This window comes from Paucibacter sp. B2R-40 (genome assembly GCF_025717555.1).
GTDB lineage: Bacteria > Pseudomonadota > Gammaproteobacteria > Burkholderiales > Burkholderiaceae_C > Paucibacter_A.
Genome location: NZ_JAJIRP010000008.1, coordinates 121,411 through 135,533, shown reverse-complemented (window position 1 = coordinate 135,533; position 14,123 = coordinate 121,411). Strand labels below are relative to the sequence as shown.

Annotated in this window: 11 protein-coding genes; 2 read left to right on the top strand and 9 right to left on the bottom strand. The window is 60.9% G+C overall.

Annotated elements, in window-relative coordinates; genetic code table 11:
- A complete protein-coding gene (locus LNV09_RS16955; protein WP_263558254.1) occupies nucleotides 1-381 on the top strand; it encodes a response regulator in 381 nt (126 codons plus the stop codon).
- Here LNV09_RS16955 and LNV09_RS16950 read toward each other — a convergent pair.
- The 8 genes from LNV09_RS16950 to LNV09_RS16915 form a co-directional block, all read right to left on the bottom strand.
- Entirely contained in the window at nucleotides 378-2,501 is a 2,124-nt protein-coding gene (locus tag LNV09_RS16950) for a putative bifunctional diguanylate cyclase/phosphodiesterase (protein ID WP_263558253.1), read from the bottom strand. The two genes, LNV09_RS16955 and LNV09_RS16950, sit on opposite strands and share 4 nt — an antisense overlap.
- 18 nt (nucleotides 2,502-2,519) lie before the next feature.
- Nucleotides 2,520-2,894 carry a response regulator gene (locus tag LNV09_RS16945; protein WP_263558252.1) on the bottom strand — a complete coding sequence of 125 codons (375 nt, stop codon included), beginning with the start codon at nucleotides 2,892-2,894 and terminating at the stop codon, nucleotides 2,520-2,522.
- A gap of 145 nt (nucleotides 2,895-3,039) precedes the next feature.
- Complete coding sequence (locus LNV09_RS16940; protein WP_263558251.1) at nucleotides 3,040-3,690, bottom strand: response regulator; 651 nt, start codon at nucleotides 3,688-3,690, stop codon at nucleotides 3,040-3,042.
- Nucleotides 3,687-4,763 (bottom strand): response regulator, encoded by a 1,077-nt coding sequence (locus LNV09_RS16935; RefSeq protein WP_263558250.1) that lies wholly within the window; start codon nucleotides 4,761-4,763, stop codon nucleotides 3,687-3,689. Before LNV09_RS16935 ends, LNV09_RS16940 begins: the two co-directional genes overlap by 4 nt.
- 67 nt (nucleotides 4,764-4,830) lie before the next feature.
- A complete protein-coding gene (locus tag LNV09_RS16930; RefSeq protein WP_263558249.1) occupies nucleotides 4,831-7,953 on the bottom strand; it encodes a response regulator in 3,123 nt (1,040 codons plus the stop codon).
- A gap of 223 nt (nucleotides 7,954-8,176) precedes the next feature.
- Nucleotides 8,177-10,351, bottom strand: a complete 2,175-nt coding sequence (locus tag LNV09_RS16925) for a sensor histidine kinase (protein ID WP_263558248.1) — start codon at nucleotides 10,349-10,351, stop codon at nucleotides 8,177-8,179.
- Between the two features lie 170 nt (nucleotides 10,352-10,521).
- Nucleotides 10,522-11,571 (bottom strand): cache domain-containing protein, encoded by a 1,050-nt coding sequence (locus LNV09_RS16920; protein WP_263558247.1) that lies wholly within the window; start codon nucleotides 11,569-11,571, stop codon nucleotides 10,522-10,524.
- A 194-nt stretch (nucleotides 11,572-11,765) separates the two neighbouring features.
- Nucleotides 11,766-12,476: a GAP family protein gene (locus LNV09_RS16915; RefSeq protein ID WP_263558246.1), complete on the bottom strand. Its 711-nt coding sequence runs from the start codon at nucleotides 12,474-12,476 to the stop codon at nucleotides 11,766-11,768.
- Nucleotides 12,477-12,729: 253 nt separating this feature from the next.
- On the opposite strand from LNV09_RS16915, the gene LNV09_RS16910 reads away from it, so the two are divergent.
- Nucleotides 12,730-13,512, top strand: coding sequence for a 3-hydroxybutyrate dehydrogenase (locus tag LNV09_RS16910; protein ID WP_263558245.1), 783 nt, complete (start codon nucleotides 12,730-12,732; stop codon nucleotides 13,510-13,512).
- Nucleotides 13,513-13,533: 21 nt separating this feature from the next.
- Here LNV09_RS16910 and LNV09_RS16905 read toward each other — a convergent pair whose 3' ends face one another.
- Nucleotides 13,534-14,055, bottom strand: a complete 522-nt coding sequence (locus LNV09_RS16905; protein ID WP_263558244.1) for a cupredoxin domain-containing protein — start codon at nucleotides 14,053-14,055, stop codon at nucleotides 13,534-13,536.
- Nucleotides 14,056-14,123: the final 68 nt, after the last annotated feature.

The following is a 14,123-nucleotide window of genomic DNA, read 5'->3' as shown; positions in this document are numbered from 1 at the left end:
ATGACGCAGCGACCCTGGCGCATCCTGGTGGTGGAAGATGAGGCCATCATCGCGCGCGACATCGCCATGCAATTGCAGGCGCTGGGCTATACCGTTTTGGGCCCGGCCGCCAGCGGCGAACAGGCGCTTGCACTGGCCGCCGGCATGCAGCCAGACCTGGTGCTGATGGACGTGCACCTGGCCGGCGCCATGGACGGCATCAGCGCCGCCCAAGTTCTGCGCGACAACTATGGCCTGCCCAGCTTGTTCCTGAGTGCCTTTGACGGGCCCGACAGCTTGCAGCGCGCCAAGCTTTGCGAGCCGGCCGGCTTCTTGGTCAAGCCCTTCGAGAGCTATGAGCTGCGCGACGCGCTCAATAGCGCTTTGAAACCTCGGGCCTAGACAGCGTCCAAGTCAGGCTCGGGCACCGGCCGGCCGAAAAAATAACCCTGAAACGCATCGCAACCTATGGTCGCCAGAAAGTCGCGTTGTGCGGCCGACTCCACCCCTTCCGCGATCACCCGCAAGTCGAGGTTATGGGCCAGCGCCACGATGGTGCGGGCGATCACCGCATCATTGGGATCGTTCAAAATATCGTGCACAAAGCTCTTGTCGATCTTGAGTTGCTGCAGCGGCAAGCGCTTGAGGATGGACAGCGAGGAATAGCCGGTGCCGAAATCATCGAGCGAGAAGGCCACGCCGTAGGCCTTGACGGCCTTCATCTTGACGACCACGTCCTCGATGTCGTCGATCAACATGCTCTCGGTCAGCTCCAGCTTCAAGAGCGCCGGATTGGCGCCGGTCTTGTGCAGCGCTCGGCCGACGCTTTCGACAAAATCGCTTTGCGCGAACTGCAGCGCGCTGACGTTGACGGCCATGCTCCAGTGTGCGCGCAGCGGCTGCTGGCTCCAGGCCACCAACTGCGAGCAGGCGGTCTCCAACACCCACTGGCCCAGCGGCAGAATCAGGCCATTGGCTTCGGCAATCGAGATGAACTGGGCCGGCGGCACCAACTGCTGGCCACCCCGGCGCCAGCGCAGCAAGGCCTCAACCCCGGTAACGGCACCGGCGCTATTGACCTGAATCTGGTAATGCAGCTCGAACTCCTGGCGCTCCAGGCCTTCACGCAAATCAAGCTCGAAGGCGATGAAAGCATTTGCGATCGCCTGCAACGCGGGGTCAAAAAAGCGCATTGTGTTGCGCCCGGCGGATTTGGCTTGGTACATCGCCACATCGGCGCGTTTAAGTAACTCGTCACTGCTGTGGGGCGCTTGCGTGAGCACCACGATGCCGATGCTGGGCGTTCCCGAATAGCTTTTGTCACGCAGCAAATAGGGCTCGCGCAGGCTCTCCAAGACCCTGCCCGCCAACAATTCAGCCTGCTTAGCCGCCTCGTGATCAAGGCTGCTCAAGCCTTCCAGCAAGATCACAAACTCATCACCGCCCAGACGTGCAATCAGGCCCTCGGGGTGGGAGCCGGTCACCAGTGCCGCATGGCCACCCATATGCGAGGCCGCATGGATGACCCGCTGCAAGCGCTGGGTCACCTGCAAAAGCAACTCGTCGCCGACGCCATGGCCTTCGGTATCGTTGAGTTGTTTGAAGTGATCCAGATCCAAGAGCATCAAGGCACCATGGCGGCCACTGCGCGCGGAGGCCTGCATCGCGTTTTGCAGGCGCTCGGTCAGCAGGCGTCGGTTCGGTAGGCCGGTCAGGCTGTCGTAATAAGCCAGCCTATGCAACTCCTCAACATGCTGACGATCCGGCGCGATATCACGCAGCAGGCCGATAAAGCTGCGCGGCTCGGCGCCGATGATTTCGGATACCAGCAAGCTGATTGGCAGCAAATGACCGTCACGGTGACGCGCCTCGAGTTCACGCGCATTGCCAATCACGCGTTGTTCGCCGCCCTCGCGGTAATGCTGCAGATAAGCGTCATGCTGAGCCGCGTGGGGCTCGGGCATCAACAGCCGGACATTGCGCCCCAACAGCTCGTCGAGGGTATAGCCGAACAAGGTGCAAGCCGCCTTGTTGCAACTCTGAATCTGGCCTTCGGCATCGATACTGATGACGCCGTCCAGCATATTGTCAAGAATGGTCTGGCTGAGCAGCGCCGAGGCGCGCAGCCTTGCCTCGGCGCCATGTTTGTAAAGCGCCATTTCCAAGACCGTGCGCAACTCGCGCTCGGAAAAGGGCTTCAGGATGTAGCCAAACGGTTCGGTGAGTTTGGCGCGGGCCAAGGTTTCATCGGCGGCAAAGGCGGTCAAGAACACCACCGGCAAGCTAAACCGATCGCGTATCGCCTGCGCAGCGCTGATGCCGTCGAGTCCACCGCCGAGTTGAATGTCCATCAAGACCAGATCGGGCTTGGCCAGCCCGGCCAGTTCAATGGCGTCCTCGCCGCGCGTGACATGCCCGACCGACTCATAGCCGAGCTCGGCCAGTTGTTGCAAGAGGTCGCGCGCAACGATGGTTTCGTCTTCGACGACCAGAATGCGGGGTTTGGGAGCGCTGCTGAGCATGATGGCTGGGGGGCTGGCTCAGGCCTGCATATCTTGCTGCATCTCGGTGATGATGGGCAGCAGGCCCTCGACAAAATTGGCTTTGCTGACAAAGCAAGCCCCCAGTTCCTGCGCCGCCAAGTGATAGTCACTGCTGTCATGCATGGACAGGAAAACCAGGCGCGGTGCATGCGGCTGGCCGTGCAGGTCAGCGGCCATGGCCAGCCCATTCATCTCGGGCATGGCGATATCGAGCAAGACCAAGTCGGGCCGGTGTAGCGCGATCTGCGCCAGGCCTTGCTGTCCGTTGGCCGCATGCGCGACGACCACGACCTCGGGCAGACGCGCCAGGAACGCGCTGACGGCCGCCACAAAGGTCGGGTTGTCGTCCACCAGCAAAATCCTGATCGCCATCGCTCGCCCGCCCGCCCATGCAACTGCTACTGCTACTAGAAGACCTTGCCAAACTCTTGCAGCCCACTGTAGCCCCGGCGCCAGGGGCGACCTATCGGCAAGACACCTGACAAGGTGGCGGGAATTGCCCGAGAGGGCCGGGTCCTCAGCTGTCAGCCGAAATCAGACCGCAGCGCAAGGCGTAACGAACCAGGCCGGTGACTTCGTGAATATCCAGCTGGCGCATCAGCTGGCTGCGATGGGTGTCTATGGTCTTGACCGACAACTCAAGCCGGCGCGCAATCTCCTTGCTGCTGTGACCTTCAGCAATCAGCTGCAATACCTCGCGCTGGCGCGGCGTCAGCTGCGATCCACTGGGCTCATCAAAGCGCAAGCGCTTGACGTAGTCACTCATCACGCCCTTGGAAACCGCCGCACTCAGATAGGTCTCGCCGCGCAGAACGGCGCGCAGACCGGCTTCCAATTCGGTGGGTGCGGCATCTTTGAGCAAATAGGCGGCGGCCCCCTGGCGCAGCGCTTGGCGCACATAGTCCTCGTTTTGATGCATGGACAAAATCAAGACCTTGATTTCGGGCCGCGCCAGCCGCAGCCGGGCGGTCGCGTCCAGCCCGTTGAGCCCCGGCATGGCCACGTCCATCACCACCACATCCGGGCGCAGTTGCTCGGCCAGGCTGAGTACTTCCATGCCGTCGCACGCCTCCCCCAGCACCTCCACATCGGGCAAGGACTCCAACAACTTGCGCAGACCCGCCCGCACCAAGGTGTGGTCATCCGCCAGCAAAACCCGGCAGCTCATGCTTGTCCCCCGCGTGCCGGCAAAGGGCAGCTCAGCAGCAGCATGCAACCGTGACCTGGACTCGCCTCTACGATCAAGCTGGCGCCGATCAGCATCGCGCGTTCCTGCATCCCAAGCAGACCCAAACTCGCGCCGGCGACGGCCAAACCGCGCGAGGCCTGCGGATCGAATCCGCGGCCGTTGTCATTGATGCTCATCACCAGATCCTCATCACTTTGCTGCAATACCACTTCAAGTTGGCTCGCCTGTGCATGCCGGGCCACATTGGTCAGCGCCTCTTGGGCGATCCGAAAAAAGGTGGTTTCGATCTCGGGCGCCAGACGCAGGGCCGGCATCAGCGCTTGAAACTGCAGCTCGTAGCCGCTGCGCATGGCGGCCTGCTCAGCCAGCCAACGCAAAGCCGGCGCCAGCCCGAGGTCATCCAGCATCGACGGACGCAAGGCCATGGCCAAACGGCGCACCTGCTGCAGCGCATCGTCGACGATGCGGATGTTCTCCAAGCCCAAAGCCTCGGGCGAGATGCTGCGAAAGCGCGCCTGCGACTGCAAATTGATCTTGATCGCGGTCAGCGACTGACCCAGCTCGTCATGCAACTCCAGCGCAAGCCGGCGGCGCTCGGTTTCTTGCACCTCCAGCACGCGCCGGGACAGCGCACGCAATTGTGCGGCGCCTTCGGCCAAGCCCCGCTCGGCCTGGTGCTTGTAAAGCGCCATCTCCAAGACCGTGCGCAGTTCGCGCTCGGTAAAGGGCTTGAGGATGTAGCCAAAAGGTTCGGTCAACTTAGCCCGCGCCAACACCTCGTCGGCGGCGAAGGCGGTCAAAAAAACCACCGGCAAGGCCAAAGTGGCGCGAATCTGCTGCGCCGCTTCGATGCCGTCATGAGTGCCACTCAACTGAATGTCCATCAGCACCAGATCCGGTCGCAACTCGGTGGCCATGGCCAGCCCTTGCTCGCCACAGACGGCATGACCGACCGTGGCATAGCCGAGCTCTTCCAGTTGCTGCTGCAGGTCACGCGCGACGATGTGCTCATCTTCAACGATCAGGATTCTGGGCGGCGATGGAGGGGTCATGGGCGGCAGCTATAAAGGGATAAAGCGGTCGAGACTGGTAACCCGCATGGACAGCTGAAATAAACAATTAGGACGGCTGATTGTCAGCGATTGAACTCAGCAAGGCCTGCGCTTGCGCGAATTCGAACTGATTGACCAGACTTTCCAAGCCGTCAAACAAGCGCCCCAGGGATGCGCGCAGCAATTCGGCGTGATCCTCCAGCAGGACGATGGCGGAAATATCGCCGTCGGCTAGCAAGGCAGCGAGTTGGCGCAAGACCACATCCTTGCTCGGGTCTGAGTTGGCCGGTGCGCCCATGACGCCGTCCTCGAGCGCCTCCGCCAGGGCTTGCAGCTCCAAAGCCATGGCCTCAATCTCGGGTGCCAGGACGGCCCCAAGATGTGCCGCCTGCGCGTGACTTGCGTCCGCCGCTGTACCACCCGCGCTGCTGCGCAAACCATCTTCGACCCTGCCGGCCAAGTCGGCCAAACGCAGCGCCCCCAATGCCCCCGCCGTACCTTTGAGGGTATGTGCGATCTGCCGACCTGCGGCGAGCTGGCCAGCCGAGATCTGGCTCCGCAAGGCAGTAGGACTGTGAACATTGGACTGCAACAGACGGCCCAGCAGATTCAGGTATTTGTCGCTATTGCCGCGCAGCGCGGCCAAGCCCTTGGCGAGATGCAAGCCCGGCAGCAAGGCCAGACGGGCCAAGCGTGCTTGATTGAGCGGCGACGACCCGCGCGCCAAGGGGGCCACTGCTGCGGTCGATTTGAAGGACTCGGGCAAGGCGCCGGCCAATGCCGCTTCAGGATTGCCGCGCTGCTGCGTGGCCGGCAGCCACTTCAGCAGCGCCCGATAAAGCTGCACAGGCTCGATCGGCTTGGCGATGAAGTCATTCATACCTGCCGCTTCGCAGGCGCGGTGATCCTCGTCAAAAACATTGGCCGTCAGCGCCAGCACTGGCACAGCGCCGCCCAAGTCCAAGCTGCGAATCAGGCGGCAAGCTTGCAGGCCGTCCATCACCGGCATCTGCATATCCATCAGGATCAAGTCAAAGGGATGGTGCTGCGCGGCCATCTGCTCCACCTTCGCCACGGCAACAGTGCCGTCGGTGGCAGTGGCCACTTGCAGGCCCAAGCGGTTCAGCATGTCCAGCGCCACCTCCAGATTGACCTCATTGTCTTCCACCAACAAGACACTCGCGCCGCCATGCAGGCGCCGCAATTCCATCTCCAGGCCGCGCACATCAATGGCCTCCTCAAAACCCGCCAGCAAAGCAAAGTCCGGCTGGTTGGCCTGGCCCGCGCGCAGCGCTGCGGTGAACCAGAAGCAACTGCCTTCGCCCAGCCGGCTGTTGACTCCGACCTCGCCGCCCATCAGCCCGGCCAAGCGTTTGGTGATGGCCAAGCCCAGCCCGGTGCCACCATGCTTGCGGGTGGTCGAGGCGTCGGCCTGCTCGAAGATTTGAAACAGGCGCCCGACCGCCTCATCGCTCAGGCCGGCACCGCTGTCCTGAACTTCGAAGCGCAGCAGCATTTCGCCTTCGGCCAATGTCGGCGGGCGCGGCAGCAGGCTAACGCGCAGTTTGACACCGCCGGCTTCGGTGAACTTGATCGCGTTGCCGGCATAGTTGAGCAAGGCTTGGCGCAGCCGCGTGGGGTCACCGTTGAGCCAGTCCGGCGCGTCGGACTTGATGACCTCGAAAGTCAGCCCCTTGCTCTGCGCTGAGCCTGCCATCATCGACTCAACCTGCCCAAGCAACTCGCCGAGATGAAAGTCGATCCGCTCCAATTGCACGCGACCGGCCTCGATTTTCGACAGGTCAAGAATGTCATTGATCAGGCTCAACAAATGCTGGCCGGCGTTCGCGATCTTGTCCAGCCGGGGCACTTGCTCCGGCGCGGGGTCATCGCGGCGCAGCAAGTAATTGAGCCCCAAAATGGCGTTCATCGGCGTGCGAATCTCATGGCTCATATTGGCCAGGAAGGCACTCTTGGCCAAATTGGCCGCCTCGGCCTGTTCGCGCGCCACGGCCAACTCCTGGGTGCGCCGACCGACCAATTCCTCCAAGTGAAAGCGGTGGCTGTCCAACTCTCTGCCCATGCGGGTGCGCTCGGTGACATCCTCGAACAGTGCCACATAGTGGCTGATTTGGCCATCGGCCTGACGCAAGGGGCTGATGATGGCAAAGTCGCTGCGCTCGCCAAGATTTGCTTGAATCAGGCCGCGCCAGGTCTCGCCTCTGCGCAAGGCGGCACGTATCGCCAACATGGGCGCGCCGCTGGATGAAAACATGGCCGGCGTGGTGCCCAGCAGTTGCTCACGCGGTAGACCACAAGCCAATACATAGGCCGCATTCACGTACTCGATGCGCTCGCTCACATCGGTAATAAAAATCGCCTCACTGCTTTGCTCCACGGCCAGGGACAGCTTGCGCAACTGCGCCTGCGCTTGCTTGCTCTGGGTCACATCGTGGAGCACCACATGTACGGCCAATTCACCATCGAAAGTGATCGTGGTGCCCAGGACCTCCACATCGATTTCCCGGCCATCGAGCCGAATCAAGCGCTGTTCGGACATCGCCGATCTTGCCCCCTGTACGCTCACCGCAGCCAAGCTTGCGCGCGCCATCGCATGTTGCTCGGGGTGCACCAAGTCCAGGGCTCGTCGGCCCAACAGGTCCTGCAGCGAACGGGCCCCCAGCAATTCAACCGCCGCCGGGTTGGCGTAGATGAGCCGGCCATGCCGGTGCACGACCAGCGCCTCGGGGGACCATTCAACCAAGGCGCGAAAACGCGCCTCGCTGTCGCGCAATTGCGCTTGGCTCTTGGATTTGTACAGCGCCATTTCCAACACGGTCAGCAGTTCCCGCTCTGAAAAGGGCTTCAAGATGTAGCCAAAGGGCTCGGTCAATTTGGCCCGCGCCAGCACATCGTCGGCCGCAAAGGCGGTCAAAAACACCACCGGCAGCCCACACTCGGCACGAATGGCCTGGGCTGCGGCAATGCCGTCGACCGGGCCGTTCAGTTGAATATCCATCAGCACCAGGTCGGGGCGCAGTTCCGCTGCCAGACGGATCGCTTCGTCTCCTCGCCCGGTATGGCCTACCGGCTGATAGCCAAGTTGGCGCAGTTGAAGCTCGATATCTCGCGCGACCAGTGCCTCGTCTTCGACGACCAAAATGCGCTGACCGGACGGGGAATTGAGCATAGGGGCTTGAGTTCAAAGGGCTCGGGCGGGTCGCCACTTCGAGGCTAGGGGTCATCCTACACAAACGCCAAGAGAAAGCTCACCTAAGTTGCGGGTCCAAGGCCGATGTGGCGTGTTGAAGACGTGGCGGCCCAAACATCGGCCGCCCATCGCAACGCTCGCTGATGCTCGATGAGGCTTCAGCTCTGCAACAAAAGGACGCGCCAACTGCTCGGTGGCCGGCTCACTCTGCGTCTTTGGGAAGCTCCAGCTGCGGCACAAAAAGCAAGTCGAAGATGGCCAGTGGCAGCGGACCGACGGTCAGGACAGCGCCCAGCTGGCGGGCCAGGTCGCGCACCAGCTGCAGGCCCAAGGAGCTCGTGCTTTCGAGCTCGAAATCAGCCGGCAGACCGATGCCGTCGTCCTCCACTCGAAGGCGCCACTGCGTGGCCGGCTGCGCGCCATCGCTTGGCTCGGCGGCGGCCACCGGCAGCAAACTGACCCGCAGCAAGCCTGCTTGAACGCCAGCAAAGCCGTGCTTGTAGGCATTCGAGATCAGCTCGTTGAGCAGCAGACCGCAGGGTGTGGCCTGATCCATGCTGACTTGCAAAGAAGCGACGTCTACCTGAAGCCGAACTGCCGGGCTACCCTGGCTGCGGCAGGCCTGCACGGCCACATCCTTCAGATAGGCGCCCAGATTCACGCTGGCAAACAGGCCGCTGCGGTAGAGCGATTCGTGCAGCAAGCCCATCGCGCGCAGGCGACCTTGCATGTCGTTCAAGACCTCTTGAGTGCGAGCCTCGGCGCCGTGGCCCGCCTCCAATCGCATCAAGCTGCTGACCACTTGCAGATTGTTCTTGACCCGGTGATGAACTTCATTCAGCAGCACAGTCTTCTCCCGCAGTGCCGCTTGCAGCGCGAGCCGGCTCTGCTTGCGCTCGGTGACGTCATGCACCAAGGCCAAAATGGCCGGCGCGCCGTCAAACTCGATCGGGGCGCCCTGCACTTCGACATCGATGACGCTGCCGTCCAGCTTCAAATAACGCTCTTCCAAAGCCACCAGACGCAAACCGCCCTCAGCCACCTGCGCCATCCTCGCCAGCGCACGGGCATGCTCGTCGGGGTGGATGAATCTCAGCAGCGGCTGGCCGACCAAATCCTGGGCCGATTGGGCGCCCATCAATTTGACCAGGGCCGGGTTGGCAAACAGCAATAGGCCCGCACGGTGCACGGCGATGGGTTCGGGTGACTGCTCAATCATGGCCCGGTAGCGCGCCTCGCTGTCGGCAAGCGCAAGCTCGCGTTCCCCAAGTTCGGCCAAGAGCAGATTGAAGCCTGCGATCAGCAGGCCGATCTCGTCGGGCCGCTTGATCGGCAAGGGCTGCAGGGGCAGGCCGGTCGAAGATGTGGCCGCAGCGACAGCCAAATGCTTGGCAGCTTGTACCAGCGGTGAGAGTTGGTATTGCAGCAACCAAGCCATCAAACCCGCCGCCAACAGGCTCAGCGCCAAGGCGGCCAAAAACATGCGCCGCTGCAAGGCCTGCAGTGGCGCAAAGGCTTCTTCGGTCGGCAAGGAGGCAGCCACCACCCAAGCCGCCAGCGGCACGGACTTCTGCGACACCAGCGCTTCACGGCCGGTCGGGTCGGTGTACAGCAAGCTGCCTTGATGGCCCGCGATCAGGCGGTCCAGGGCGGGATCTGCGCCCGCGGCGGGCATGTCTTGCATGATGCGACTCGGGTCGCTCGAGGTGATGGTCAGCCTGTGCTTGGGCGAGAGCAAATGGAAATGTCCGGTCTGACCAAAACCATGCGCCGTGATGCGGTCCAAAAAGCTCGGCTTGGCCATATTGATCAGACCAACCAAGACGCCCTGCACCTTGCCGCCTGTATCCCGGACGGCCACGATCAAACCAAACACCGGCGTCTTCAAAATTCGCCCCATCACCGCGCGCCCGACCCGTGAGCGGCCATCGCGCAGACAGTCAGCGACGTCGGTATTGCGCAAGTAGTTGCTGCCAACCCGACCAGGCAATGGCGGCGCATCGGCAATCGCTTGACCATTCTTGGCAATGAACACAACCCCGCCGTTGAACAAGGACAGCAGCACCGGCCGGTGATCCAAAAGGCTTTGTGCCTCGGCCGCATCTGTGCCGGCCGCATTGGTCTCGACTGCACCGCGGGCATCGTTGGCGACCGCCTCCAGCGCCGCGAGTCGCGTACTCAACTGATCATTGATCTCGGCCGCCAGCAGGCTGACGCTGGCCAGCTGATGCTCGCTCAACAATGCCTGCACATCCTTGTGCACGATGCGGCCGACGTAGATAGCCAAGGTCCAAATGCTCAACACGACCAGCGCCAAGGTGAACAGAGTCAGCCGGGCATTGAGCGTGCGCATGCGCAGGAAACTGGACCTTGGCAAAAGACTCTCCTGCACCGAAAAATTAGGAGCTACGCTGGATGAGACGGCTGACGCCAGTGTAGGGTTCCACGCAGCAAGGAACTAAAAAACGCAGGATTGGGTCCTGCGGCTAAGCTTGCCGATCGCGGACCGCTGCGGGACCGGCTGTTGCGCGAGGACACCATTGCAGGTCAATCCTGCCACGCCGCTGAGCGTGATCGGCGCATTGCGGGCCCCATCAGCCCGATACCGATGCGCCAACTCAGCCAGGTGAGCAGCAGCACAAACGCCAGCCCCTGAGCCAGCGTGCGCAGCAGCAGGGCCTCATAGTCAGCAAACAGCTCGGCCTGCGGCAGACCAGCGAGCAAACGCCAATCGGTGCCAGAAATGGTCACAAAGTAATTCAATCGCGGCTGCTCACCCGCCACCCATGGGGCACTGAACTCCCCTTCATGCAAGCCGCGCAGCGTGCCGTCCAAAGCGTTCACGTGGCCGATAAAGGCGGCGGCATCGACCGAGCGCGCCACAATCGTGTGTTGCCGGCTCAGCACCTCCACCACGGCATTGCTGGGCAGCAGCTCGCGCAGGCGCTCGCTGATTTGCAAAAGGTCCAATTGCAGATTCAAGGAGCCCAAGCGATTGCCCTGATCGTCAAACAGCGGCTGCGTCAGCCAAGTCAGCCAGCGGCCTTGCGGCCCTTCAATAGGCTGCCTGGTAGGGCGAAAATTTGCTCGGGCGGAGAGAGCTTTTTGCATCGATGCGGTCGGGCTGCCAAGCTCACAAACCAGCTCGCCGCGCAAATCCCTAACGACCAAATTGACCAGCACCGAACCCAGCCTGGAAACATCGGCGCCAAAGCGCAGGCACCGAGCCGGGCTTGCTGCCTGAGCAGAGACATTCAGCGCCAAGGCCTTGAGCGTCGGCAGGTCGCGGCCGATCTGCTGCTGCAAGCCTGCAGCCGCGACCGTGGCCAAGGTTTTTACCCGCGCATGCGCTTGATCGCGTGCCTCTTGCAGTTGCTGCAGGCAAGACCAAATCCAGGCAAAGGCAATCAGCAAAGTGATGGGAAGTGCCACCCAGTAGGCCAGCAGCAAGCCTCGCTGCATGGCGGGCCGCCGCTGCAACTGCATGCTGGTGCGATGTCCCAAACCTTGCGACCGGGAGTGCGAACGCTGCGCCGCAGCGAGGCCTTGAAGCTCCAGATCCTCGCTGTCCGGCGACGGTGCCTGAATGATCACCAAATCATTCCCCCCTGCTGTTCTGCGCTGTAGCCGAGCGCTCTTTTTTTAGCCGGTTGAACTTCTCAAGCGCCCGGCCAATCGATGACCTTCGGACTCAATGAACCCAAATTCACTCCACTGTAAACAGCCCAGCACGCCCGCGCCATCGGCTAGATACCTGAAGGTCGGCGGGAATATTCCCTAGGCTCAGGCCTTCAAGCAATCAGGCCTCTCAAACCTTTGGAAATCAACAAAGAACCAAAAATGAGCAACATCACGGCCATCACCAGTGCGTTGTGTTTGATCAAAGCGATTTGCCAAATCTTCAACACCGATTTCGCCGCTTTGCCGCCGATCAAGAAATAGAGCAAGGGTATCAGCACGCCCAAACTGGCGCCCACAACAAACAGAAGAATCAACAGCGCAGAATCCACCGCCGACAAACCAGCATGCGAAATTGAAATGCCGGCAGCGACAATAAGTACGGTATTTTTAGGATTAGTAATTCCGGACAACAGCAAACCGGCTGCCCAAGCCTTGAGCGGCGAAAAAGACTCGATCGCTGCCATCCACTTGGGCGTGCTTGGCGCTTGCTGCCGCTTTTTCCATTGCTGCCAAGCAGCCAACAGCAAGACCGCCCCCAACAAGGATCGCCCGACTGATTCCAGCAACGATGGGCTCACGCCATAGGCTTCCTCGCCGGCCTCAATCAGAACCACGGCCGCCGCACAAATCAGACCCAACCCAAGCACCCATCCGACTAAAAAGGCCGGCCCATTTTGCCGCGCTCGGACAGAAAAAAGATTCAAAATGATGGCAATCAACGATATCGGACTCACCGCAATCAGCAATGCGTAAGGCAGAATTTCCGTCAAAGCCGATACAAAATTTATATTCATATAGCGACGCACGTCGGCGGCAAGCAAACAAGCAATGAGATATAAAATTCAACAACCAAATCGAAGCATATTTTCGAATTGACTCAATAACCAAACCCTGCCATTCTTACCCAGATCCATAGAATCACAGACCATATAAGAATGGAAATTATTAATAGGTCTGATCAATCAGATTCAACCATGCTAGACTGATTCACAGCGACGGAGGCCGATTTTTGGCGCAAAACGCTTGCTGCTGGATTATCTTCACCTATTTACTTTTACACAGGGAGTTAGCCACATGTTGAAGAATAAAGTTGCCGTCGTCACCGGATCGACCAGTGGCATTGGCCTGGGTCTGGCGCGCCAACTGGCTGCAGCCGGTGCCGATTTGATGATCAACGGTTTCGGCGAAGCTGCGGAGATTGAGGCCCTGCGCAAAGAGCTTGCCAGCAGCTATGGGGTGCGGGTGGCCTATAACGGTGCCGACCTGTCCGTGGCGGCCCAGGCCACCGGTCTCATTGAGAGCACCCTGCGTGAACTCGGCAGCGTCGACATCTTGGTCAACAACGCCGGTATCCAATATGTTTCACCCGTGCAAGATTTCCCGCTGGAGCGCTGGGATGCCGTGATTGCGATCAATTTGACCGCCGTTTTCCTGACGACGCGCGCTGCCTTGCCCAGTATGCGCGAGCGCGGCTGGGGTCGCATCATCAATATCGCTTCGGTGCATGGCCTGGTGGCCTCGGCCGACAAGGCAGCCTATGTGGCATCCAAGCACGGCGTGGTCGGACTGACCAAGACGGTGGCGCTGGAGACAGCCACGACAGGCATCACCTGCAACGCAATTTGCCCGGGCTGGGTGCTGACGCCCCTGGTGCAAAAGCAGATTGACGCCTTGGCCTTGAAAGAGAATCTGAGCACAGAACAAGCCAAGACCAAGCTGCTGAGCGAGAAGCAGCCCTCGCTGCAATTTGCGTCGCCGGAACAACTGGGCGGTCTGGCGGTCTTTTTGTGCTCCGACGCTGCCGCACAAATGACCGGCGTGGCCCTGCCTATGGATGGCGGTTGGGTGGCACGCTGAGCGACTGCCCGCTGTACTTGATCATGACTTGCCTGGCGCTCGCACCTTGATTCGTCCGACCATGCCGGCTTGGTAGTGGCCGGCGATCAGGCAGGCAAAGTCAAATTCGCCGGCTCGGTTGAAGGTCCAGACGATCTCGCCCGTCTTGCCGGGCTGGACATGGGCCATATAGGGCTCATCGTGCTCCATATTCGGAAACTTCAGCATCATTGCCGCATGCTCGGCCAATGAGTCCTTGCTGCCGATCACGAATTCATGCAAGACCTGACCCTCATTTTTGAAAACAAACTTGATGGTCTCACCTTGTTTGACCTCGATCAGCTCAGGCGTGAAGCGCATGGCATCCGACATGCTGATCTGGATGCTGCGTGTGACGGCTTTGGCTTCACCTGCGACACCAAAAATCTGCTGCACTTTGTTGGCGGAACCAGGCTTGCTCGCATGTGCCTGATCGCCATGTGCAGCGGCCGGCATATTGACGGCCAGGGCCAAGAAGCCGCCCAGTAGGGCGAGCGCAATCTCTTTGTAGGGGACGGTTTTCATATGGAGCAATGGGAGCGTGTGGGGTTTTTGGGCTTCTGGGCTTTGCTTGATCGAGTGCTGCCATCATA

Excerpts from the sequence above, each read along its gene's own strand:
- LNV09_RS16955 (WP_263558254.1), top strand. The coding sequence starts at position 1 with ATGACGCAGCGACCCTGGCGCATCCTGGTGGTGGAAGATGAGGCCATC.
- LNV09_RS16950 (WP_263558253.1), bottom strand. The coding sequence starts at position 2,501 with ATGCTCAGCAGCGCTCCCAAACCCCGCATTCTGGTCGTCGAAGACGAA.
- LNV09_RS16945 (WP_263558252.1), bottom strand. The coding sequence starts at position 2,894 with ATGGCGATCAGGATTTTGCTGGTGGACGACAACCCGACCTTTGTGGCG.
- LNV09_RS16940 (WP_263558251.1), bottom strand. The coding sequence starts at position 3,690 with ATGAGCTGCCGGGTTTTGCTGGCGGATGACCACACCTTGGTGCGGGCG.
- LNV09_RS16935 (WP_263558250.1), bottom strand. The coding sequence starts at position 4,763 with ATGACCCCTCCATCGCCGCCCAGAATCCTGATCGTTGAAGATGAGCAC.
- LNV09_RS16930 (WP_263558249.1), bottom strand. The coding sequence starts at position 7,953 with ATGCTCAATTCCCCGTCCGGTCAGCGCATTTTGGTCGTCGAAGACGAG.
- LNV09_RS16910 (WP_263558245.1), top strand. The coding sequence starts at position 12,730 with ATGTTGAAGAATAAAGTTGCCGTCGTCACCGGATCGACCAGTGGCATT.
- LNV09_RS16905 (WP_263558244.1), bottom strand. The coding sequence starts at position 14,055 with ATGAAAACCGTCCCCTACAAAGAGATTGCGCTCGCCCTACTGGGCGGC.